Annotated in this window: 19 protein-coding genes and 1 pseudogene; 8 read left to right on the top strand and 12 right to left on the bottom strand. The window is 63.1% G+C overall.

The window, feature by feature from the left end; all coding sequences use genetic code 11:
- Nucleotides 1–114 (top strand): annotated as a pseudogene (locus tag C7402_RS42020) (ABC transporter ATP-binding protein); the annotation flags it as partial.
- A 267-nt stretch (nt 115–381) separates the two neighbouring features.
- On the opposite strand, the gene C7402_RS42015 reads toward C7402_RS42020, so the two are convergent.
- Complete coding sequence (locus tag C7402_RS42015; protein ID WP_133254643.1) at nt 382–942, bottom strand: hypothetical protein; 561 nt, start codon at nt 940–942, stop codon at nt 382–384.
- 316 nt (nt 943–1,258) lie between these two features.
- Here C7402_RS42015 and C7402_RS47535 point away from each other — a divergent pair, with 316 nt between their 5' ends.
- Nucleotides 1,259–1,471 carry a hypothetical protein gene (locus tag C7402_RS47535; protein ID WP_116614766.1) on the top strand — a complete coding sequence of 71 codons (213 nt, stop codon included), beginning with the start codon at nt 1,259–1,261 and terminating at the stop codon, nt 1,469–1,471.
- Nucleotides 1,472–1,711: 240 nt separating this feature from the next.
- Here C7402_RS47535 and C7402_RS42005 read toward each other — a convergent pair whose 3' ends face one another.
- Together C7402_RS42005 and C7402_RS42000 are read right to left on the bottom strand one after the other, a co-directional pair.
- On the bottom strand, nt 1,712–2,869 hold the full coding sequence (locus C7402_RS42005; protein ID WP_116614765.1) for a helix-turn-helix transcriptional regulator: 1,158 nt from the start codon (nt 2,867–2,869) through the stop codon (nt 1,712–1,714).
- Between the two features lie 21 nt (nt 2,870–2,890).
- Nucleotides 2,891–4,192: a helix-turn-helix transcriptional regulator gene (locus C7402_RS42000; protein ID WP_133254642.1), complete on the bottom strand. Its 1,302-nt coding sequence runs from the start codon at nt 4,190–4,192 to the stop codon at nt 2,891–2,893.
- Between the two features lie 262 nt (nt 4,193–4,454).
- On the opposite strand from C7402_RS42000, the gene C7402_RS41995 reads away from it, so the two are divergent.
- Genes C7402_RS41995 through C7402_RS41980 form a run of 4 tightly spaced genes read left to right on the top strand, consistent with a single transcriptional unit; the run spans nt 4,455 to nt 8,414 of the window.
- Entirely contained in the window at nt 4,455–5,726 is a 1,272-nt protein-coding gene (locus tag C7402_RS41995) for a hypothetical protein (protein WP_116614763.1), read from the top strand.
- A gap of 34 nt (nt 5,727–5,760) precedes the next feature.
- Nucleotides 5,761–6,420 (top strand): hypothetical protein, encoded by a 660-nt coding sequence (locus tag C7402_RS41990; protein ID WP_116614762.1) that lies wholly within the window; start codon nt 5,761–5,763, stop codon nt 6,418–6,420.
- 16 nt (nt 6,421–6,436) lie between these two features.
- Complete coding sequence (locus C7402_RS41985; RefSeq protein ID WP_116614761.1) at nt 6,437–7,276, top strand: hypothetical protein; 840 nt, start codon at nt 6,437–6,439, stop codon at nt 7,274–7,276.
- 28 nt (nt 7,277–7,304) lie between these two features.
- Nucleotides 7,305–8,414 (top strand): hypothetical protein, encoded by a 1,110-nt coding sequence (locus tag C7402_RS41980; RefSeq protein WP_116614760.1) that lies wholly within the window; start codon nt 7,305–7,307, stop codon nt 8,412–8,414.
- 364 nt (nt 8,415–8,778) lie between these two features.
- On the opposite strand, the gene C7402_RS41975 is transcribed toward C7402_RS41980, so the two are convergent.
- Nucleotides 8,779–9,069, bottom strand: coding sequence for a hypothetical protein (locus C7402_RS41975; protein ID WP_133254641.1), 291 nt, complete (start codon nt 9,067–9,069; stop codon nt 8,779–8,781).
- A gap of 642 nt (nt 9,070–9,711) precedes the next feature.
- On the opposite strand from C7402_RS41975, the gene C7402_RS41970 reads away from it, so the two are divergent.
- Together C7402_RS41970 and C7402_RS41965 are read left to right on the top strand one after the other, a co-directional pair.
- Nucleotides 9,712–11,124, top strand: a complete 1,413-nt coding sequence (locus C7402_RS41970) for an NAD(P)/FAD-dependent oxidoreductase (protein ID WP_116614758.1) — start codon at nt 9,712–9,714, stop codon at nt 11,122–11,124.
- Complete coding sequence (locus tag C7402_RS41965) at nt 11,121–12,095, top strand: alpha/beta fold hydrolase (RefSeq protein ID WP_116614757.1); 975 nt, start codon at nt 11,121–11,123, stop codon at nt 12,093–12,095. The genes C7402_RS41970 and C7402_RS41965 overlap by 4 nt, the downstream gene beginning before the upstream one ends.
- Nucleotides 12,096–12,177: 82 nt before the next feature.
- Here the strand turns inward: C7402_RS41965 and C7402_RS41960 are convergent, their stop codons facing one another.
- The 8 genes from C7402_RS41960 to C7402_RS41925 all read right to left on the bottom strand — a co-directional run bounded on the left by C7402_RS41960 (nt 12,178) and on the right by C7402_RS41925 (nt 22,269).
- Nucleotides 12,178–15,096, bottom strand: coding sequence for a CHAT domain-containing protein (locus C7402_RS41960; RefSeq protein WP_116614756.1), 2,919 nt, complete (start codon nt 15,094–15,096; stop codon nt 12,178–12,180).
- A gap of 138 nt (nt 15,097–15,234) precedes the next feature.
- Nucleotides 15,235–15,999, bottom strand: a complete 765-nt coding sequence (locus tag C7402_RS41955) for a TerC family protein (RefSeq protein WP_165842116.1) — start codon at nt 15,997–15,999, stop codon at nt 15,235–15,237.
- A gap of 105 nt (nt 16,000–16,104) precedes the next feature.
- Nucleotides 16,105–16,782, bottom strand: a complete 678-nt coding sequence (locus C7402_RS41950) for a carbonic anhydrase (RefSeq protein WP_116614755.1) — start codon at nt 16,780–16,782, stop codon at nt 16,105–16,107.
- 18 nt (nt 16,783–16,800) lie between these two features.
- The gene (locus tag C7402_RS41945; RefSeq protein ID WP_244315065.1) at nt 16,801–18,225 is read right to left on the bottom strand and encodes a DUF2254 domain-containing protein; all 1,425 of its coding nucleotides are present in this window, start codon (nt 18,223–18,225) and stop codon (nt 16,801–16,803) included.
- Between the two features lie 221 nt (nt 18,226–18,446).
- On the bottom strand, nt 18,447–19,607 hold the full coding sequence (locus C7402_RS41940; protein ID WP_279635609.1) for a pilus assembly protein TadG-related protein: 1,161 nt from the start codon (nt 19,605–19,607) through the stop codon (nt 18,447–18,449).
- Between the two features lie 36 nt (nt 19,608–19,643).
- Nucleotides 19,644–20,198, bottom strand: coding sequence for a TadE/TadG family type IV pilus assembly protein (locus C7402_RS41935; RefSeq protein ID WP_224038526.1), 555 nt, complete (start codon nt 20,196–20,198; stop codon nt 19,644–19,646).
- 81 nt (nt 20,199–20,279) lie between these two features.
- Nucleotides 20,280–21,245, bottom strand: coding sequence for a type II secretion system F family protein (locus C7402_RS41930; protein WP_112171539.1), 966 nt, complete (start codon nt 21,243–21,245; stop codon nt 20,280–20,282).
- A 46-nt stretch (nt 21,246–21,291) separates the two neighbouring features.
- Nucleotides 21,292–22,269, bottom strand: coding sequence for a type II secretion system F family protein (locus C7402_RS41925; RefSeq protein ID WP_112171538.1), 978 nt, complete (start codon nt 22,267–22,269; stop codon nt 21,292–21,294).
- Between the last annotated feature and the right edge of the window lie 27 nt (nt 22,270–22,296).

Below are 22,296 nucleotides of genomic sequence, written 5' to 3'. Positions count from 1 at the left end.
TTGCAGGCGGCGAATCGCGGCTACGTGATGGACTCGGGTCTCGTGACGATGGAAGGCGAGGCCAAGCAGATGCTCGACGATCCGAAGGTGCGCGCAGCGTATCTGGGCGAGTAAATCGCGAACACCAGTAAAGGCTGAACTCTTTCGAAAAATATCAAATGCCGAGACGCGAACGACATGCGCGAGCGGCAAACCGAAGTTAGCCTGACGTGGATGGCGGTTTCGAAGCCGAAACCCGCCATTCCGGTGCTGAGCGATCCAGTTCGGCGCTGCCAGAGGGAATGCGGATCGGTGATAGTCAATGAACTTTCGGGTTCGGCCAGTTTCAGTCGTAAGTTCCTGAACAGGCAGGTATTCAGTCATCGACTCCGTTCAGCAACCCTATAGCTTCCATTTTGAATCGGGATTTCCGTAGATGTAGCCTCTCTCCCACTCATCTATGGGAACGATATAAATGTCTCGAAGTGCGGCCATTGTCACGGAAGATAACGAGTCTGATTTTTTGGCGAGAGGGATATAAAGTTGCGCAATATTCGGCGACGGGACCCAAAGTGGCATGTCCCAGGTATTGTTACTCTCCTCATGCTCCTGTTCCCTAAAGTCCTGAATCGTGCCAGGGCCGATGTAAGCGATTACCGGGGCTGCGATGCGTGCCTTGACTATCAAGTCGGCTGACCCGCCCCATCTCTTCGCAACGGCTCCAAAACGTCGAAACACTTCGGACAGGCTCTCATTAGCATTTTGAGCCACGTGGTCAATGGATTCGACGGTTGCTTCCGTGAACCACCAAGGTTTGGAAATAACTTGCTCGTCACTTTGGCACACGTTTCCGTCGAATCGGTGACCGAGTTTGAAGATCGAAAGCCCCGGTTCAAGTGTCTCTTTTGAGCGCACGATCATGCCGCGCCTGGGCGCCTGCGCCAGATGCTCATTGAGTGGCATAGCTTTACCCTCCCATGCTGTCTAGCTACAACTGATCGTCGCGAAGTAGATGTTCAATTTTGGCGGGACCGACGTATTTCGTGTATACGTATCATCGCTGATCACCTCCAGAAGTTCTCGACTCCCACCACTCCGGAGTTCAATGCGGGCTCCCCTCCTTCTGCACGCGGCCACTTTCAAGCATTCGACACCGCTGGCAAAACCGTCGACAATTCGTCGCTACCTGTCGATCTCGCTGTCCAGGTTGAGTCTTTTGAAAAGCTTCTGATGTGTTATGTGTATTTGATCAACCTGTCGTACTCGTATGGAGAATTCAATGCTGCGATTTGTCGTAGTTCGTGGGGTCCTGGCGTGGGGTATTGGTACGGCTGTCATTTTCACTGCGATTCAGTTTCTCCAGCACCACGAAGTCGGAATGGCAGATGTCGCCAGAAATATCGGCATGTTCATGGTCGGCGGTATTTTTTGGGGAGCCACGATGTGGTGGTTGGGCGGCCGCAAGAAAAGCCGGTCGCAACACAACCGCTGACTCGAGCCATTCAGCGGTTCCCGGCCGACAATATCGGGCGGTAGCCGGCCAGAAAGCACCGTCGCGCATCGCGCTCATGCATGCGTCGGCTCAGCCTCGCAAGCCGTCGCTCAAAGTAACGTTCTCGAACATCCCTTGGCCACACCCGACGCAGATCCGCGATGCGATGCCCCCCGTGCTGCAAGCCTGGCCTGCCTTCGCGCTTAAGCACAGGACGATCCGGGCCGCCCTTCGAGCGATTCATTCACCAACACGCGGGCCCGCGATCGCCGGCAACACCGCAAGTGCGCGGACCAGGTCCTGCTGCCTGCGATAGCCTGTTTTAGCGAGTACCGCGCGCAACTGATTACGCGCGGTCGTAATTGTCACGCCGCACGCATTCGCATATTCCTCGATCGAAAGTCCTTTTGCGAGTCCATGCGCGAGACGCGCCTCGGCAGCCGTCAAACCAAACAACTGGGACAGTTGCCGTTCCGAGGCCGCGGCACTGCGCTCCGCTTCGGTCACGACGATCATGATGTCGGCGCTCGCGAGCGTGAGCCCGCTTCCGGTGCCGAGCGCGCGCGGCAGCGCAAGCACCGTGAGATAGCGCTGCTGCGCGCCCGCACCCGCGCCCACGGGCAGGCTTTCGGGCTTGCCGCTCTCGCGCACGCGGCCGATCGCGCCCGACAACGTATCGTTCCAGAAGCTCGCCGATTCGATGCGGCGCCCCGACACGCGCAAAATGCGCTGCGCCTTGAACAGCGCTTCGGCGCTGTGGTTGCAGAACACGACCTCGTTGGCCGGATTGAGCACGACGATCGCCTGATCCATCGACGCGAGCGCCATTTCTCCGGCGACGATTCCCGCCCGCAGCGACTCGCTGCGCAGCATGAGCTTCAACGTCTTCTGCAAATGCGGCATCAGTCGGTCTACGGCTTGCACCTGCTGCGTAGAAAACGACGCCTGGCCCACCGCATGATTGAAAACCAGATAGATGTCGAGCGCGTCCTCGCGATACACGCAGCCGCCGAGGATGTAACGCATGCCGTTGGGAATCAGCAGGTCTTGATAGAACTCGCTGCGGTCCACGTACCGGTTGTCGAAATAGTCCGCGCACTGGAACACGCGCCCCACCGGCTGATGCAGTACCACCGCGCGGCGCGGGTCGATCTTGCCGTAGTATTGCGCGTAGGCCTCGCCCGCGTGCATGTACTCGGCACGCGTCATCAGGTTGACCGGCGCGCTCTGCGTGCGCGCGTCCCAGCCGACCATATGCGCCAGACGGCTCCCGATCCAGCGATCGAATTCCGTCAACGCACGGAGCAGCGCGCCCGGATCGAGGATCGCGTCGTAGAACCGCACAATCATCTCATCCAGCGTTTCCGGCTTGCCGGTCGTGACTTCACGTTGCGCCATGATTCGCTTCTTGCCGTTCTCTCACTGCACCGATGTCGAGGACGCCGGCAACCGCGACAACGCCCGCACGAGGTCCTGCTGGCGCCGGTAACCGGTCTTGCCGAGCACGGCGCGCAACTGGTTGCGTGCCGTGGTGATCGACACGCCCGCGGTGACGGCATGCTCCTCGATCGAGAGCCCTTTCGCGAGGTGATGGGCGAGGCGCGCCTCGGCGGGCGAGAGTGCGTACAACTGCGCGAGTTGAGCGGCGGAAATCGCGTCCTCGTGATGCTGGCGCGAAATCAGAATCATGAGGTCGGCCTGGCCAAACGGCTGAATCAGCCCCGGTGGCACGGCGCCGCCCCGCCACGATGGCTGGCCGTGCATCGGCGCGACCGTTTGCGCGCGCTGGCCGATGCCCTCGCGCGGCAGCGCGATGACGGTGAGGACATGGCTGCCGTCATGCGCGGGTGCAAGCAGGCTTTCGGTGCGGCGCGTAAGCTGGACGCGACGCAGCACATCACCGAGCGCCGCGCTCCACAACGACGTGCCCGCCATCCGCAGCGGCAGCGCACGCTGCGTGTGACGCTCCCGCAAGATGGCTTCGGCGCCCTCGTTGCAGAACAGAATGTCCTGCTGCCGGTTAAGGACGATCAATGCCTGCCCCATCGACTGCAAACCGGCCTCTCCGGCATACAGCCCCGCGCGCAGCGTTTCCGTGCGGCTCATGAGGTGCAGCGTTTTCCGCAAATGCGGAAATAGTCGCTTGAGGCCCTGAATCTGCGCCGTGGAAAATGCCGGCTGGCCCACGCAGTGATTGAAGACAATGAGCACGTCGACGGAATCGTCGCGAAACGCGCAGCCGCCTGCGCTGTATCGAAGCGAGTTCTGAATCAGGAGATCCTGGTAAAACTCGTTGCGATCGACATAACCGCTATCGAAATAGTCCGCACACTGAACGACCATTCCCTCGGCGAGGCGGTTGACCAACGCGCGCCGAGGATCTTTCGGGGCATAGTAATTCGCATACGCGTCGCCGGTCGCGAGAAACTCGGGGCGCGTCATGAAGCTGAACTGCGCGCAATCGTGCACGCGATTCCAGCCGAGCATATGGCACAGCGTGCTGCCCACCCAATGGTCGAAGCGCGCCAGCGCCGGCAGCAAAGCGTCCGGTTCGAGCACGGCGTCGTAGAACTGCGTGAGGATCGCATCGAGCGCGTCCGTTTTACCGGTCTTGACTTCACGTGTTGCCATAAGCTGCCAATCGGCCTCGGATATTTTTCTTTCTAATTCGCATCTAGTGTGCGGCCGACCTGTTTCATTCACATGATCAATTTTGATCATGCGCCCCCGGGCACACTCGCTGGAGAATGCCACACCGACGGGCCGTAAAGGACATTCCCTGCCAAAAGGCGTGGACAACCTGCTATTGGCGGCCCTTATGCGAAATGCATCTACGGCTCAAACGAATAGCACTTGCAGTGAATTTTTTCGCTGTTTTACGTTTGCGAGCGGATAAAAATCGAATGGCCGGGCCGTCCGGCGGAATTTCCGTCGGCAAGAAAATCAAATTTCATAAGTCAAATAATCGAATCTGGAATCCAGCATGAACAAGACACTGGTTTGCATTGGGGTGTGCGCGGTGTTGTCTGCTTGCGGCGGGGGCAGCGGGAGCAACGGCAGCAGCAGCGCTTCGAGCCAGTCGGGCAGCGGGTCGCAGACAGGACAGGCGCAGGCGCAACCGCTCGCCGCGCAGCAGACCTATATCGGCACGGTCAGCTTCGGCGACACGATCTCCGTGCAGATCGACGCCCCGGCCAAGGGCCAGGTGACGACGACTTTCATCGATTCGCAGTTCGGCCTCACCGGCAAGCTCGTGGGCAACTACACGCTGACGAACGGCAATTACATCGTGACGTCTTTCCAGGCAAGCGGCACGGTGCCGGCCGCGCTCGCGGCCGGGGCGAACGCGGTTGGCATGCAGTTCGGCGTTGTTAGCGACAGCAGCAACCACGGCGTCCTGAGCGGCCAGCTCAGCAACGTGCCGAACGTGACGGCAGGCAGCGGATCGCAAACGCTCTCCGGCCAGATTGCCGCATCGAACAACGGCGTGACCACGGTGGCGGGCCTCGCGGGCACGTACAGTTTCATCAAGCTCTCGGGCGACTACACGAAAGCCGGCGTACCAGTCGGTTCGCAGGACGCCGACAGCGGCCAGATGCTGATCAACGCCGACGGCACGTTCCGCGCCTGCCCGAGCGCCGCCTACGGCGCGAACTGTATGGACGACAGCAACGCAAGCATCGCCGACACCGGCACGATCACCGTCGATCCTGACCAGACCACGTACCCGGGCGCCTTCGACATGACGCTGAACGGCAAGTCCTTCGGCCGCCTCTTCGCGAGCACGAGCGGCAGCGCCGTCACGCTGATGCTCGATCAGGCGGGCTCGAACAGCGACGGCACGTTCCGGACCGGCTCGTGGGTGTTCCACACGGCGCAGCCCCTGACGAGCGGCGCATACGACGGCACGTGGCTGTGCTCGGAACCGAACACCAGCGACAACAACCAGTTGCTCGGCGACATCGTGGCGAATCGCGTGACGATTGCGGGCACGACGTTCACGCCATCCGGCCAGAACGCCGCCCCGTTCACGCTGAATTTCAATGCGACGTTCAACGCCGCGTCATCGTCCTCGACGCCCGCGCTGGCAAGCGGCGTGAACGGATTGATGGCCGGGCTGCTGCGCACCACGAGCAACGGCAACACCGTGCAGAGCGCGATGATGTTCCTGCCGGTCTCGTCGACGAACCTCTACTACCTCGACGAAGTCAACGGCAACGGCTTCTTCGTCGAAGGCCTCTGCGTCAAGCAATAAGGCTCACGTCAAGCTCAAAGCGAGAGGACACACGATGAAAAAAGCTTTGCTCACTTCACTCGGCACGGCGACGGCGCTGGCCGGCCTGCTGGCCGGTTGCGCCGGCTCGACCAACTTCGGCAATTCCGTCTCGCAGTTCACGGACGGTCTCAAGAACGGGATGACCACCGCCGTCATGGGACCGGGCCCGGGCCACTTCAAGGACTCGGGCCTCTCTCACGTGCTCCAGGACGGCGGCAACGGCTGGCCGCGCGCGGCCATCACGATCAACAGCCTGCCTGCCACGGCCTACGCGCACAGCATCGGGACCTTCTCGTACGGTCCCGACTACTGCATGAACGTCTCCGTGGTGCTGTGGCATGACGCAGGCCACAGCCAGCACTTCGACGGCGTGAAGTTCTGCGGCAACGATATCCCGAACAACATCGTTTCCGCCGACAGCGGCCAGTTCCTGCTCTGGGGCGGCTCGCTCGCGCAGGGGGCGAACACGGGCGCGCGCCGCACCACCGGCCCGAACCCGCCGAAGAACAACTTCCCGCAAGGCTCGGGCTACGTGCAGTCGTTCGTGAGCACGAACGGCATGAATCTCTTCGCACAGCTAATGTTTGCGATGGGCTACGACCTCGCCGAGAACACCGACGATCACCGCGCGTGGGTCGTATCGGTGCCGTCGGCCTCGCAGATGGCGCATTGACGCTGCGGAGCCCACCATGAGCGACGAACAGGGACGCAATCCGGACGGCACGTTCCAGGCGGGCAGCCAGGGCGTGTTCGCGAGCCCGCAAACGCAGCGGGAAGCCGGCGTGAACGCTTACGACACGGCTCTTGGCGCACAGATCAAAGTGGCTTATCGCCAGCAGGCGCAGCACGGGCCGGGCGGTATGGCGGCGGCAGGGTCGGCGCTCGGCGCTATCGCCAGCGAACTCAACTGGAAAGATCCCATCCAGGTGCTGGCCTTCCTGGCCGCAGCCGGTCTGCTGTTCCTCTGGATTCTGGTGGCCGGCCCGCTCGCCCCGTTTTTCTGGGCGCTCACGCTCACTTTCGTGCTGTTGCCCGTCTGCGGGTACTTCGTTGCGCTGCGCGCCGCAGCGCGTCTTGGCAGCGGCGTGCGCGTGCGCTTCGGCTTTCGCGGCTCGTTCTCGCTCGCGCTGTCCTGCCTCGCCGTCTATACGTTGCTGGTGGATCTGTTGTGCTGGTTCACGAGCCGCGGCTTTCCCGCCATCGGCGCCCTGCTGAACGTGGCCGTCAACGGGCCGGAATACAGCATCTATACCCATCACCGCATCGAAATGGGCGTGGCCGGCGTGCTCGCACTGCCGCTGTGCGTGCTGCTGTATAGCTGGTTTGCGCGGCGGGTGGCCAACGGCAAGCGCGCAACGCCGTGGTATCTGAAGATCGCGGGAACGATCGTGCTGCTGCCGCTCTTCGTGCTGGCGTTCTGCGTCGCCATGCATCAGTTCTATCTGCACCATCGCGAACTGACGATGCGCATGCTCATGGCGATTTACCACTTCGAGAAGTCGCTCGGGCTGTCGTGGCCCTTCAAGTAACGCCGATCAACCCGCCGGAGTTCGCCTGATGGAAGAGCCCGATCTCGCTGCCGTGCCGCCTACCCCGCCGAACGGCGACTCAGCGGTGCGCGGCGCACTGAAGCTGTCGTCGGACTGGGTATCGCCGGTCAATGCGGCCGTGACCGCCTCGACGGTCGTGCTCGATCTGCTCGCGCCCGCGCTCGGACACGTGGCCGGCCGCGTCGCGGCCGTGCTCGGCGCGCTGTGCCTGCTGCTCCTGTTGTTCGGCGCCAGCCATCTCGAACAGCAGCGCCGGCGCCTGACACCGATGCCGGGACGCCTCGCGTTCTATGCGCGCTCACGCAAACTCTGGCTCACGGCCATGATCAGCAGCGGCGGCGCGGCGCTCGCGTTTGCGACGTGCACTCACGGCGACGCGCCCAACCCGAGTGCGCTCGGCTCCGCCATTCCGACCCTCGGCACGCTCCAGCAATCGCTGTTGCGGTTGCACGGCAAGGTCGATGCGCTCGCCGCCAGCGAGCGCAACCTCCAGAACGACACGCAAGCCATTCGCAGCGCCGTCGTGCCACAGGATGACCGCGGGCGTCTCCAGCACCTCGGCTACGGGCTCGACGACGCCTCGAAGGCACGCGCCATCGAAACCTGCGACACCGAGGCCATCGCACTCTACCTGCATCTGAACGAGACGATGCCGCTGGCGCTCCCCGAGTTTGGCAAACGCGGCGGATCGACCCTCGAAGCGCCGATCATGGCGAACAACGCGCACTTCGCGCAAACGTTGAAGCTGCTAGCATCGCAGCCGTCGTTCGACAGGCATGCGCTCTCAACGCCCTGGCTGCTGACCTTCACGCAGGCGCAAAGCGCGTCGATTCCGCAATTCGACGGCCTGCTGGCGGCGGCACGCCATCACGGCGCGCAGACCGTGGGCCTGATTCCGCCGATGGTCAAGGCAAACCCGCTCGCCGTCGCGATCTGGTCTCGCAACCTCGAAGCCATCAACGCCCTGCTTGCGGCGGGCGCGGATGCCGACGCACCCGCCGTCGTTGCAACGATGACCGTCAACGACCACGGCGCGATCAGGATGAGGAACGTCACGCTTGCCACGGCGCGCGATGAAGCCCGGCGGCTAAACGTCGTGCTATCGCCGCGCGGATAATCCGGGCGATTCGCGCCAGGCTGCCGATGTTGTCGAATATCCGCGAGTGGGCCATGTTCACGCTCGCGATTGAGGGCAATCTTCGGGCGTGCGAACTGACGCGGCTGCTCGTGCAGCAGGAGACCCAACGCACTGTTCGGTCAGCGCCTGGCGGCGTGAATAGCCGCCCGGAGATTGAAGTCCGCCGACTCGATCCGGAAAATGGACACGAAAATACCCGTTGGGATTTTTCGTGTTATCTCAGCGCAATCGTTTGGCGCGTCTATACGCGGCGAGTATCAAACGCAATCCGGGCACCGCAATCGACGGATTAGTCCTTTCTGGCTGCCGTGTGACGGACCCGCACGCGCGCAACGAGGCGTGATCAGGGAAACGCCACGTCCGCAAGGAACGTTGCGAAATAATCGTCGTCCAGCCAACCGGATACATGCGTTGACGCCTCGATGCGCCGGATTTCTTTCTGTCCTTTGTCGGTCAGGATGGCAATCTGGAGTGTCGGGAGGAATTTCGTGCCAGGCGGCGGCTTCTGGTCGATGGTGTCGATCAGCCCCTGCGAGCGAAGCGACGTGAAAATGGCCGGGCGTTTGTGCCACGGTATCTGTCGATACAAAGCAAGACGAAGAGCTTCAAGTACAGCGCCATTGTTGAATTCCATGAGCATCCTTACGGTGTTCGACTGAAACGTCCTGCTGGCTCCTGGCATCCACGGTAGCACATGCAGCGCTTTTGTACGATGACATGCAGTGGAATCCCCTCGTGAGCGTCGACGGCTAGAAGAAAGGGCCTGAACGGTCACTCCCCAGACATGGCGATGTGGCTCGAATTCCGAAGCGCCACCCCGCTTGAACGCGAAGGCTGAAGGCAAACTGCAAGCGAGCATTTTGGGGCTCGGGCTCGGGCCCGAATTGTCCGCTCCGGGTCGGTTTCAAGCGGCCGGAACGTCTGTTTGCATACCGCTATTCGCTGTGTGCGCTCACCGACACTTCTTCACCGGAATCGCTTGCCGCTTGCTGCACGTCGCCTATGGTCCTGAGGAAATCGTGCCGAAAACCGCCAGGCGTCGCGGATTGCCGCCGCGCCGGCCAGAGGCACCCTTCCCCATTGACCTCGCCCGCTCTCGAAGGCTTCGTCGCCCCATGTTCCGCCTGAAGCCATTACAACCAGAACCAGCCGACCGCGTGCACGCCCGTTGATCGCTTATATTCCCTTGAATCGCGCTACGTAGAAACGCAGCAACCGTGTCCCGCACCGGGATCGTCAAGACACGGCTTCAAAGTCTCCTGGTCAGGAGGGTGACATGCCATCGATCGAGTCCGACTACTTCGTGACAGGGACGGGCGCCAGCGCCATGGCCTTCGTCGACACGTTGCTCACCGAGTCGCCAGATGCGCAAGTCGTGATGGTGGATCGCCACCACCGTCCCGGCGGCCACTGGAACGACGCCTATCCGTATGTGCGGCTGCACCAACCGTCCGCCTGGTATGGCGTGGCGTCGCGCGAACTGAGCGACTGGTCGCATGAAACCACGGGTTTTAACGAAGGCATGCTGGGTCTTTCCTCGGGAGCCGAGGTGCTCACGCATTTCGAGCAGGTAATGAAACAGCGCTTCATTCCCTCCGGCCGCGTGCAGTGGTTCCCGAAATGCGATCACTTCGCGAGTGACGGCCGCACGCACCGCTTCCGCTCGCTGCTGACCGGCGCCGAGTACGAAGTGCGCGCGCGGCGCAAATGGGTGAACGGCACGCATGCGAAAACCGAGGTGCCGTCCACGCACCCGCCCAAATACCGCGTGGCCGCCGGGGTGCAATGCATTGCCTGCAACGGCTTGCCGAAGGTGATGCAGCCCTACGCGTGCTACACCGTTGTCGGCTCCGGCAAGACCGGCATGGACGCGTGCATCTGGCTGATCGAGAACGGTGTGCCGCACGAGCGTATCCGCTGGATCATGCCGCGCGACGCCTGGGTGATGGACCGCGCCAACATGCAGCCCGGCCCGACGGGCTGGCGGCGCTATTTCGAGAACAGCGTGGTGCAATTCGATGCGATCCGCGACGCAAACGACGTCCCCGACCTGTTCCGGCGACTCGAAGCGGGCGGCGCGCTGATGCGCATCGACCCTGCCATCAACCCCACGACGTACCGCTGCGCACTCGTTTCGCGCGGCGAGATGGCCCAGTTGCGCAAGATCGGTGAGATCGTGCGGCTTGGCCGCGTGCACGCGATCGAGCCGTCGCGCATCGTACTGGAAAACGGTGAACTCGCCGCCGATCCTGATACGCTGTACATCGACTGCACTGCCTGCGCGATCCAGCCGGTGCCGGACGTGCCGGTGTTCCAGGATGATGTGATCAACCTCCTGATGGTCCGCTGGTGCCAGCCGGTTTTTTCGGGCAGCGTGATCGCCTGGATCGAAGCGCACGTGACGAATGAGAAGGAAAAAAACGCGATGAGCATGCCCGTTCCCGCGCCCGAACTGCCGGTCGATTACCTGCGCATGTGGCTGCCGACGCTCGCCAATGCCGCGCGCTGGCAGCAGAACCCCGACCTGAGCGCCTGGCTCAGGCAGTGCCGCCTCAACGGGCAGGTTGTGGTGCTCAAGGGCGTGGTGATGGACGCTGCCGTGCAGGACTTGATCAAAACCGTCGGGGCCAAGGCTTCGGATGCGGCGCAGCGTATTGCGCAATTGCTTGCCGCAACGGAGGCAGCATGAGCACCCCCCGTGAGGTGCAGCTCGAAACGCTTCAGGTCGGGGCCATCCGCATGCGTGTGGCGCTTCAGGGCGACGGGCCGCTCGTGGTGTTTTGCCACGGGTTTCCGGAGTCGTGGATATCCTGGCGCGCGCAGATGGCCGCGGTCGCTAACGCGGGCTACCGCGCCGCGGCGCCGGACATGCGCGGCTACGGCGGCACCGACGCGCCGGCCGACCCCGCGCAGTACACGATGCTGCATCACGCCGGCGACATGGTGGAACTGGTGCGGATACTCGGCGCCGGTTCGGCGGTGATCGTGGGCCACGACTGGGGCGCACCGGCCGCGTGGCACAGTGCGCTGCTACGGCCCGATGTCTTCCGTGCCGTCGTCGGACTGAGCGTCCCCTATACCCCGCCTGCGAAGACCGACTTGCTGAGCGCATTCGAGCGGCAAGGCGTGACGACCTTCTACATGCAGTACTTCCAGCAGGAGGGCGTGGCTGAGGAAGAACTCCAGGCCGATGTCGCAGCGACCCTGCGCCGCCTGACGTTCAGCATGTCGGGCGACGGCCCCGGCCGAGTGGTCGCCGGCATCCTCACGCCGGGCGCGGGCATCCTCGACAACACCGTCGACCCCGACACATTGCCGGACTGGCTGCTTCAGGACGACCTCGATTACGTCGTCGGCGAATTCCGGCGCACCGGCTTCCGTGGGGGATTGAACTGGTACCGCGCGATCCGCAGGAGCGCGGAACTGCTCGCCCCCTGGTATGGTTGCCCGATTCGTCAGCCCTCACTCTTCCTGGGTGGCGCGCGCGACGACATACTCAGGTTTCCAGGCATGCAGCAGCGCGTCGCCGCGTTGCCGCAAGTGCTGCCGGGGTTGCGCGGTTCTCACCTGCTCGACGGTGCGGGCCATTGGCTGCAACGCGAGCGAGCGCAGGAAGTGAACCGGTTGCTGCTCGCCTTCCTGAACGAACTCGACGGCTGACCCGCACACGGGCATTCGCACACACGGGATCTCCTCTCAACGGGAAGGAGACCGGTTTTCACCGGCCACGCATGACCGAAGATCAGCGGGCCGCGTCACCGGCAAGAGCATATGCGCCCCAGAAATACGGGTGACGATAGAGTTCCCCTTCCTTCCCGCCGGCCATGTCGCGCTCGGTACGCGCCAGTGCCTCGGCCTTCGAGAGCGACGGATCGCTGGCATACGTCCGGAATACACCGGTCGTCACCTGCGTCGCCGATCGAGATTCAACGGCCCACTGGGTAAGGAGTATCGAGCGCGCCCCCGCCGCAAAAAATGCGCGGGACAGTTCCGACATGGCATCTCCCGCGTTACCGGTGACGAGTCCCGTGTTGCAGGCGGACAGCACCACCCAGTCGGCATTCAACCGCAAGGTCACGATATCGTCCGCCGTGAGAACCGAATCGCGCAGCCCGCTTCCCTCATAGGCCAGCGCGAGTCCCGCCTTGTGCCAGCCGGGCACTTCGCCCGCCACGATGCCGTGCGTGGCGAACAGGACAACGCGATCGTTCAACAGATCCCGTTTCATCACTTCGCTGCGCGAGGCGCTCTTGCCCCACAGCACGCTGTGACCGGGGGCATTGAGCGTCTTCGCGATCGAGGTCGCCTCGTCGAGTGTCTCGGGCAGCGGCGCGACGCGATGGTAATCGAACGCAGCAGCGCCCCCCTCAACCGGAAACGCTCGTGCGGGCGTTCCGTTCGCAGGGTGGGCGGCGATCGTGGCTGGATCGCGGCCGTCGAAGCTTGGATCGGCGAACGCGATCAACGGCCCGGCAGCGTGCGTTGCCGGATGACTGCGGGTGAGCACAAGCGCCGAGGCATTCGGAATACGCACCGGCATGGTCGTGGCGATCCACCAGTGCGCACTCGCCAGGTCCGTGGCGGGTGCCGTCACGAGCACGTCGAACGGCAGGCTCGAGAGAACGCCGCTCGTGGCGATGTACACCGTTTTCGCCCCTTCGATATCGGCCTGGATTGACGAGATCAGCAAGCGGTAGAGATCCGCTGCCGCTGTCATGTCGAACCCGGCCAGGTCCCCCGCCCGACGCGGCGGAACGCCCGCATCGAATGCGTTGCGCAGCGCCAGGATCCGCTTTTTCAGGTCTGTGCGCGTGACGTTGAGTCGTATGGCATGCAGCGCGCCTTTGGCGTTGACGACGAACGCGTAGGTCGCCTCGCGTCCGACGTAGAAGTCGACATACACCTCATCGGCATGCAGCGCCGCGCCGACCTGTTCCGGGGTGGGAACGGCGGGCGACACCAGCCGCCGGTACTCGGGAAACTGTTTGTTGATGCGCGCGTGCAGCGTGGCCAGATCCTCGGCCGAGGCATTCATGGCTTTCTCGGCATCGTTGACACTGGCGATCGCATTCCCTTTATCGCCGGTAGTTTCCGTGCCGATTCTGGCGAGGCGTGCGCTCAGCCCCGAAAGCCCCATTCGTTCGGTGTCCTCTGCACGGCGCGCCATCTGCTCCTGCTCGACCAGGCTGCGCAGTTCCGGTGTGAGCGCCGCCAGGCGCGCTGCGCCATCGCTCATCGCGCCCTGGGTCGCATTCATGTGAAACAATTCGGCGATACGAAAGGCGAGTGCCTGACCTTGCGCGCCGTCGTCCATCAGGCGGCTCAGACACATGGCAAGCGCACCGTCCTCGACAAACGCCCCCGCGCTACCGGACGCGTCCCAATCGTCGTTCTGGCCAAGCATGGGCGTCACGTATCGGGAGATATCGCTTTCGCTGACCTTTCTTTCGGGGTCCTCAAGGCGATAGAGCATCAACATGGCAGACTGATACTTGACGAACGGACTCTGCGCCCCCTGGTCCTTGAGGTTGTACGCCAGCACGCGTGAAAGGCTCGACTCGGCTGCCGGCCAGTTCCCCTGCGTCGCGAGTATCACCGAAAGCCGCTCGTCCTTGCTCGGGGTTTTAGCCACGACCGGATTGATCGACGCCGCGTACTGGAAAGCGTCTGCATCGGCCTTGTAGTCGGCCAGGCGATTCGTGGCAAGCCCGATCATCAAGCGCAAGCGCAGCGCGTCCGCATAGGTGAACGTATAGGGGAGCACGCCGGCATCCTGATACCCCTTGATGGCTTTGTCGATCCAGAAGAGTGCGCCATCGTAGTCGTCGTTGGACATGAGCGCGATTGTGACGGCAACCTCGACGCGGGCGCGCTGGGCGGCGTCAGGTTTGAGCCGCGGATCGTGGTCGATGTCCCACAGCATCCCGTTCGCGTAGTTCAGCGCCTCGGTTCGCCTATTGTTCTGCGTTTGCAAATCCACGAGATGATCGACTTCGTCGAGCAGTTGATTCGCGGCTTCCTCGTGACGATGTTCACTGAGCAACGGGTTGTCGAGATTTTTTCTCGCCAGATCGGCCGCCTCGCGCACCTTGCGCAACGCCGTGTCATGTTGATTCAACGCGCGGCGCGCAAGCTCCGCCTCGGCGGCGAGATACTCGTAGGCCGGTTCTTCCGGAAGGGTTTCAAGCTCGGCGGCGGGCGTCTGGTCGGCCAGTGTCTTCGCCTGATTCACGAGCCGCTGGCTACGCACGAAGTCGTTTTCCACCGCATACGCAAGGGCGAGTCCCGATGCGGTCAGGGAGCGTCGGCCAGCCGGGATCCGCGCGTCATCAACGATGCTTTCCATCACCCGCCTCGCGTCGGCGGGGTCGTCCGCGTCGAAGTAATCCTGAACGAGCACAATCAGCAGCGCAAGCCGCGTCTCTCCGTCCGGATTCTCGTCGAGTAGCTTGTGAATGGCCTTCTCTTCATCGGCGAGGGAGGGTTGCCCCGGGGTCTGGCCGATTTTTTCAGTCGACGCATTCACACCTTGAGACTCACCTGCCAGCGAAGTCCGCAGTAAGCCGCCAGGCGATCCGACGATCGCCGCCGCAAGGAGCCACAGCACAGGCTTCAGACACCACCGCACGACCTGCGACGCCTTGCCGGACCGGGTGCCCATCTTTGCCTCCGCTTCACACGTCGTGCTGTCCGGGAGCGCCCGGCTTAGTAGTCAATATAGACGGTGGAAGCGTTTTCCCTCAGGGGTCACGTTTGATTTCATCTCGACGAGACGAGCGCCTTACCTCCCTTACCTCCGCTACTGGGCGGCCTGGCGCAAACGACGGCGCATTCGGGCGCGCCGCGCGAGCATGTTCATGCCTTCGACGAACCCCGAAAATGCCATCGCAGCGTAGATGTAGCCTTTGGGCACGTGAGAGCCGAAGCCCTCCGCGATGAGCGTCATGCCGATCACCAGGAGAAAGCTCAGCGCCAGCATGACGATGGTGGGATTGTGTTCGATGAACCTGGAGAGCGGAGCCGCCGCGACCAGCATCGCGACAACCGCTACGATAACGGCGATGTACATGATCGTCACATGACTGGTCATGCCCACGGCGGTAACGATGCTGTCGATGGAGAACACCAGGTCGAGCAGCAGGATCTGAACGATTGCGGCCTGCGGCGTCAACATCGCGTGCACGGCCGGCGCTCCGTTATCGGCATGCTCATCCTCATCGCCCGTGACGTTGTGGTGAATCTCCGTCGTCGCCTTCCAGACGAGAAAGAGGCCGCCGCTAATCAGAACGAGGTCACGCCACGAAAACGCATGACCCAACAGCGATACCGCGGGTTCGGTCAAGCGCGTGATCCACGCCACCGTGCCGAGCAAACCAAGGCGCAGCACGAGGGCAAGCCCGATGCCAATCCGCTGGGCCGTGTAGCGCTGCGCGGCCGGCAGCTTGTTGCTGACGATGGAAATGAAGACGAGGTTGTCGATCCCGAGCACCACCTCCATGGTGACGAGTGTCACAAGAGCGGCCCAGGCGGCCGGATCCGTAGCGAGAGTCAGTAAATTGTCCATGCTCACCAAAGCGTTCGTCGTAATCCGGGTCGGACAGGCCACGCCTGGGCGGGACATCCGGCTTGTGACCACTCTGTGCTGCGGGCAGAACTGGAAAACCTCCCTTCAGCGCGCCCGTGTGGCAAGGCGCGCGACCATGCGCTCCGCCATCGCGCGGTCGATGACTTCGAATGAGCGGCTCGTGCGCTCATAGGCGTACATATTGCCAGCCGCGATGTCGAACCACCACCCGCTCAATACCAGCGCACCGGCGCTAACCTGCTGGCGAACGATCGGGTAAGTCATCAAATGCTCGAGCTGCACGAGTACGTTGAGTTGCGACAATTGATCGTGCGGTTTCAAACTGCCATCGAGCGGCCCTTCTTGCTCCAGGCGAAACGCGGCATTGCTCGCGTGATACAGCCATTTATCGAGGTTGGGCGCTTTCAGTTTGGCGCTGCGTGTCTGCACGGCTTTCATCGCCCCGCACTCCGAATGTCCGCACACGACGATATTCGCGACTTTCAACACTAGCACAGCGTACTCGATTGCGCTCGCCTCAGAAAGGTCGCCGGTCGAGACCCCCTCGGCGGTTGCCGGCGGTATCAGGTTGCCGACATTGCGCATCGTGAACAGATCGCCCGGATGGGTTGAGGCAAGCAGGTCCGGCACGACCCGGCTGTCCGAGCACGTGATAAAGAGCGCATCCGGCGTCTGCGCGAGCGCCAGTTTGCTGAACTGCTCGGCGTAGTGGGGCAACATTTTCTCGCGAAATTCAACAATGCCCATGATGAGTTTGCGCATCGGTTGCCTCCTGATGGGCTAGTTGTTCGCTATCGAGGTTGCCGAACCGCCCAGTCCCTGCGAGTCGGGAATGCGCGCCAACGCAACGTCTTCGGCAAACTCCAGCTTCGAAGCAATCGCGCGATCGAGCAGGCTCAACTCGATGTACAACGCATCATGACGATGCTCCGGCAGGCTCTGGATGAGGTTCTCGATCGCCGCGCGCAGACGCCGTGCAATCTGGATGCTGCCGGCTCCGCACTGTCGTATCTCGCGAAAACTGATATGCACGAAATCTTCCCAGTTGGGTGTTCGCAGGATCATGCGCACCTGCCCGGACTTGTCCGCAATTTCTTCGATGCGCAGCGAGCGCTTTCCCACCATCCGCAAGAGCCGGTGCAACTGGTCGATGGCAAGGACGGCCGTGGTCGGATCGTTGATCGCCGCCGACAGCGCCTTCAGCGCAATATCGACCAGGATGCGAAACGCGAACATCGGGTCCTGCTCCATCGTGCGTTCCGTTCCAAAGGCAACAAGCGTGCGCAACCGCGTTTCATTGATGGCACCCGTGTTGCCGTACAGATAGAACAGCGGTTCATCCACGGCAACGAAATCGCCGACTTGCGGTGCGAACTCGATGATCAAATTGGCGCGCCGCGCTTCGGCCACGAGCATCTTCATGTTCACGGCCAGCACGATGCCGGAGCTGCCTGCCAGGCGAACAACGCGATCGGGCGTGCCGCGCTCCTTGTCACGCTCCGGCGCGGTCGCGACACCGCTGGATGGCGCGGGATAGACGCTGTCGATCACGGCGAGCCCGCGCTCCCCAACGCGAGCCACGAGACTCACTGGCCGCAGAAATTTCGCGGCGTAGTCGATCAGGAAAAGAAACGCGACGACTGAAGCGAATCCGAGCAGCGCCGCTATGAAAACCTGAAGCTGGTGGACCTCGTCCTCGCCCATCCAGCCCGCCGTTCTGTTGGCGAACAGCAAAGCGAAAACGAACAACCCCGAAATGCCACGGATGATGTTGTCGCGCAACAGCGTCGTCGCGATGATGCGCGGCGTGTATTGGCCGCCGGCCACCTGGATGGCGACGAGCAATGAACCGAACGTGAAGACCAGAAACGCCAGGTCCGCGGAAACGATGTCCGCGAGCAACGACCGGGCGCCTGTCATGGACAGCCCGAAAAAGCCCGTTTTCGGATCGAGGATCCCTTGCCGGATCATCCACCTTCCGAGCATTTCGGTCAGCGGCTTCACCACGGCATAGATCGCGACTGCAATGAGCGGCACGGTCCACAGCGAGGACCGCACGTAGCTTTTCAAGCTGTACCAGCGACTCCAGTCCATGCGTGCACTCCCCGTGCGATTCGCACTCTGTTCTGGCCAATGGCGCCTCGGTCCTGCTGGTTTGGGAGATCGGGGCTCCAGCTTGCCACCTGGCAAGGCGGGGGATGTCAAATTTGACCGCCGCTATGTACGTCGGCCCACAAACGACCTTGCGGGACGCCTGGCGGCCATCCGGCCTGGACCGGCCCTGCGCCCTTTTCAGGGCCAGGATAAACGTCGCTCGTGGCAGCCAGGCACGCCGTGCGACGTGCACTTCGCCGCTATCGAGCCATACCCGCACTGGTCGCCGGACGGCGCGCGGAGAAGCGCCACGCCGGACCGACTGTCACGATTCAGTAATAGTCGTTTGTCGGCAGCACCGCGAGACTGGGCGGGGTGACCGCGCCGTAGTAACTGCTCGTCGTGCCGCCCGCCGTCGTGCTGCCCGCGACGCCCGAAACGAGATGCCCGACAATGCATTTGGCACACGGGGACGAGGTCCCCGCCTTATACACGGCATCGATCGAAAACGACGCGAAACCGAGGATCGGCGTACTGCTGCCGTTGAGCGCCGTCGCCCCGTCGGCGACGACCGGAACGGTCACCACAATCGGCAAGGTGGGATAGTTGCTGCTGTCGTATAGCTCCGCTTTCGTGCCAGGCTGAACGTAGGTACAGCTGACAGGTTGCTGCACACAAGGTGTTTGCGCATTGCTCGTAGTGGTGAGCGGACCCGAGTTTCCGTTTTGCATCAGACACTGAATCGCTGGCACGCTGTTGATCGACCCACAGGCGGTGTCATTCAGTGTTGTCCATTGACCTGCGGCGCTCGCGCAAGTCGTGCCCGCAATCGTGATCGCCCCGCCAACGCCCATCTGAAGCGGCATGCCGGACACAGGTTTCCCGTTGCTCCAGTACGTGGAATTCTGGTAGATGCACTGATTCAGGACCATCGGAAAGAGCGCACCCGGCAGCGCCGCGCCCGGTGCCGATATGACCGCGACAGCCGTAGCGCTGGCATTGAGGCTCGACACGCCGAGGAGGCTCCCGAGCATCAGCGGCAAGCTCGCTCCACCCTGCAAGCCCGTCGTGACCATCACGGCCGGCTTGGAGGTTGGCGAAGCAATGGTCTGCACCAGCGGGAGCGCGTTAGTCGCCACGTTGGCGCGATTGACGTCCCAATAGCCGACCATCACCGACTGCGCCGACGCCGCCTGGTTGTTGGCCGAATTCGCACTCGCGTACTGGGCGGCCGCTGCGCTCGCGGCGGGCGCCGCCGACGCCCACAAGGTGGTTGAAGCGGCCGCAACCAACTGGCCAGGCAACTGTTTCACCCCGGCGAGGGCTGCGGCGTCAGCCGCGTTTTGCAGCTGGTGACGCACGATCACCCAGCGCGCCACGTCGAGCGCGAACGCCGCCGCGCCGATAAGGAGAACGAGCATCAGCGCGACCTGAATCGCCACCGTACCCTTTTGGCGCCGAACCTTGCGGCAACCTGTAGTTGTCCTGTACATATTCATCCCCAGTCGATATGCCGGTTCGCCCACCGGCTATTCGCAGCTCATGGTCGTCGACGAACTCAACGTGAGCGCGTTGGCCACCGTACTCAGCGGATTGATCGCCGCCGACGCGCCGAACCCGAAACCGGTGAACGGGTAGCTCACGGCGACCGTCAACGAAGCGCCGGAACTACATGCCTGCGTCGATCCCGTGACCACGCCCGAGGTCGAATTCGTGATCGTGACGCTCGGCGAGCCCGAGCCGAAGTTGACCAGCAAGGTCGAAAGTCCGCCCGTCGCGATACCTTGCACGCTCGATGCGCTCAGATAAACCGGCACGCCCGTCGCGTCCTCGCCGAACGCCACCGCCTGCCGCGCCGCCGCGCGGCTCGCGCTGGTAATCACGCTTTTGTCGTACAGGAGAAAGCCCATTTCCACGATGCCAAACAGCAGCAGCAACAGCAGCGGCAGCACCAGGGCGAACTCGACCGCCGCCACGCCGCGCTGCGCGCGCCGCCGGCGCACCGGCCGCGACTGAGCCCCGCCCGCTCGTCCCCTATGCGCACGCGTCATGAGCGGCTGCGCGCCGATGTTTGCTGATTCCATGACACCCCCCCCGATCGAATCGCCCATCCCGGGCCTGGTCTGTTTTCTTCGTCCGCTTTCCTGGTTCATTACGGCCGCGGGCTAGCCACCATTCATCGCCGGCAGCATCGTCCGGTAGATCTGAAGCATCGCGGGCCCCATGAGCACCACCAGCAGCGTCGGGAAGATGCAGAACATCAGCGGAAACAGGAGCTTCAGTGCGATCTTCGCGGCCTTTTCCTCGGCCAGCATGCGGCGGCGCGTGCGCAGCGTATCCGAGAGCACGCGCAGCGAATCGCCGATGCTCGTGCCAAAACGCTCCGCCTGGATGAGCATCGTGCTGAACGAATCGACGTCGTCAACGCCCGTGCGCAAGGCGAGGTTGCGCAGCGCCTTCTCCTTCGAATAGCCCGAGCGCATTTCCAGCAGCGTGAGCTCCAGCTCGCTCGCGACCACCGCGCTGCGCAGCTTGATCTCCTCCGTCACGCGCATCAGCGCGGCATCCAGCCCGAGGCCCGCTTCGACGCAAACCGTCAGCAGATCGATTGCGTCGGGGAAGTCCTCGAAGATCGCGCGCTTGCGGCGGGCCACGATGCGCGAGAGGACGATGCCCGGCAGGTAGTAGCCGAATGCCACGAGACTCACGAGCACCACGGAGAACTGCGTGACCGAGGTCACGCCCCCGCCACTGATGAGCCACATGGCGGCCAGCGTGGGCAGCAGCAGCGCGAGCACCGTGCGGGCGCCGAAGAAGACCGCCACGGCGCCGGGCGTGCGCCAGCCCGCGTTCATCAGGCGCACACGCAGCGCCGAAACCTCCCAGCCCTCTTTCGGCGTGGACAGCCGGGAAAGCGGCTCCGAGATCTGCACGAGCTTTTCGTACCACGCCTCGTTGCCGTCGTCGGGCTGCGCACCGGGCGCTGCCGCGCTACGGCCGCCGCCCGCCTGTTCGATGCGCCGGCGCAAAGTCCTGGGCGCGAAGAGATACATGGCGCCCAACGTCACGCCGAACACGCCGGCAAAGAGACACAACAACAACAGCAACCGCGTTGAATCGAGCGCTAACATGATTCCCCCTTTTCGCTTTTTTCTACCGGCGCAAGACCTGGCGTCCTCAAACGTGAATGCGCACGATGCGCCGCACCCAGATCGCGCCGATCACCATCATCACGGCCGAGGCCTGGAGCATCATCACGCCGCCCGGATCTTTCCAGAGCACCTCCAGAAAGCCCGGATTCACGAAGGCGATGGCCCCCGCCGTGAACACCGGCATCAGAGACAGCACCCGAGCCGAGAGCACGCCTTCGGCCGAGAGCACACGCACCTTGTCGAACAGCTTGAAGCGCTCGCGCACGAGGGTCGCAATGCCGTCCAGCAACTCGGCCAGGTTGCCGCCCGTCTCGCGCTGGATCAGCACGGCAATCACGAAGTAGCGCAGGTCTCCGGCCGGCACGCGTTGCGCGAGCCCCAGCAGCGCGTCGTTGAGCGACGCGCCGTAGTTGATCTCGTCGAACGTGATACGGAACTCGGCGCCCATCGGGTTGGCGAATTCGGTGCCGACCATGTCGATCGCCCCCGCCAGCGCATGCCCCGATCGCAACGCACGCGCAAGCATGTCGCAGGCATCCGGCAACTGCTTCTGGAAGCGCATCATCCGCTTTGCGCGCCGATAGCGCACATACATCACCGGCAGCAGCGCCGTCACCACCGCGAGGGCCGCCAGCATCGCCAACGGCACGTAGACGAACATCCCCGCCACGGCCACGAGCACCGGCATCAGCGCGCACAATGCAACGATGCGCGCTGTCGTCCAGCTCACGCCCGACTGCTGCACCCACGCCTCGAACGTGCGGATACCCGGCAACAGCAGCAACGCGCGTTCGAACACCGTAGATCCGTCGAGCTTGCGCGCCTTGAGGATGGACATCGCCTCCTTGCGCCCCGCCCCGCCCGTAGCCACGGCCTGAAGGCGAGATTCGAGGCGCCGCGCGACGGCGCCGTGCCGGCTGTTCCACCACTCCCACGCCCCCTGGCTGGCCAGCACGACGGCCACGAAGAGCAGCAGGATTGCCAGAATGAAGGTTGTGCTCATGCCATACTCCCCCGGAAGATTCCCGAA

The organism is Paraburkholderia unamae (genome assembly GCF_003096875.1).
Classification (GTDB): domain Bacteria; phylum Pseudomonadota; class Gammaproteobacteria; order Burkholderiales; family Burkholderiaceae; genus Paraburkholderia; species Paraburkholderia unamae.
The sequence above is the reverse complement of the archived record's forward strand: the minus strand, read 5'-3'. Positions and strand labels throughout refer to the sequence as shown.